Consider the following 891-nt stretch of genomic DNA (forward strand, 5'->3'; position numbering starts at 1 on the left):
GGGCCTGTCGCAAACATTTTCGGAGCGCGCGATTATCCCCTGAGCGTCCTCATTTTCATGCTTTGTTAATCTTTTGCAGTCCGAAGAGGCGCGCAAGAAAATCGTTCTGATCGTTGACAGTCCAACCGCCGGAAAAGCTGAAGCCTTTCCTCAACCACAGCATTGCCTCGAAACCCGCGATGGTTCGCCGCGCCGTGTTGAAGGATTGGAAGCCACCGATCTTTGGCATGTTCTTCTTTACCCGGAAATGGTCACTTTCGATGCCTTGCTGGAGGTGCTTGGTGACATAGTGGACGGGATCGGGATGGAGGAGCCCATCATCAACCGACATTTTGATCGTTGACGGGAAGGTGTTGGCCCCGTCGGTCCCGATCCTGGTCGGCGACAACAAGGGTTCGTCTTTGAGCATCTTGCGGAAAAACCGCTTGGCGGCGGCGAGATCGCGCTTAGCGGTCAACAGGAAATCTACCGGATTGCCATGCTTGTCGATGGCTCGGTACAGATAGCGCCATTTGCCGCGGATCTTGACGTACGTCTCATCGATTCTGACCGAGCCGCAATGGGGGCGCCTAAACTGCCGAAGCCGTTTTTCGATCATCGGCGCATAGGCCAATACCCAGCGGTTGATCGTGCTATGATCGACCTCAAAGCCCCGCTCGCGAAACATCTCTTCCAAGTCACGATAGCTGAGCGGGTAGCGCAAGTACCAGGCAACCGCCTGTACAATCAACCAGGCCTCGAAATGCCTGCCTTTGAAGTCATCCTTTGATTGGCGCTTCAGCTTCTCGGCAATAGCATTCAGAATCATGGGCTCGCTCCGCAACTTTCGGAGCGGCAAATTCCATGCCTATGGTCAACATACGGTTAAGCCCGAAAGTTTGCGACAAGCCC

At 54.5% G+C, this 891-nt stretch carries 1 protein-coding gene; it reads right to left on the minus strand.

Annotated features, from left to right (window positions below):
* Positions 1 to 55: 55 nt before the first annotated feature.
* Positions 56 to 808, minus strand: a complete 753-nt coding sequence (locus KWJ32_RS28135; RefSeq protein ID WP_024899183.1) for an IS6 family transposase — start codon at positions 806 to 808, stop codon at positions 56 to 58.
* Between the last annotated feature and the right edge of the window lie 83 nt (positions 809 to 891).

The sequence above is a fragment of the Ochrobactrum sp. BTU2 genome, assembly GCF_024539785.1.
In the GTDB taxonomy this organism is placed as follows: Bacteria; Pseudomonadota; Alphaproteobacteria; order Rhizobiales; family Rhizobiaceae; genus Brucella; species Brucella anthropi.

Coding starts and splice junctions, on each gene's coding strand:
- KWJ32_RS28135 (WP_024899183.1), bottom strand. CDS start 808: ATGATTCTGAATGCTATTGCCGAGAAGCTGAAGCGCCAATCAAAGGAT.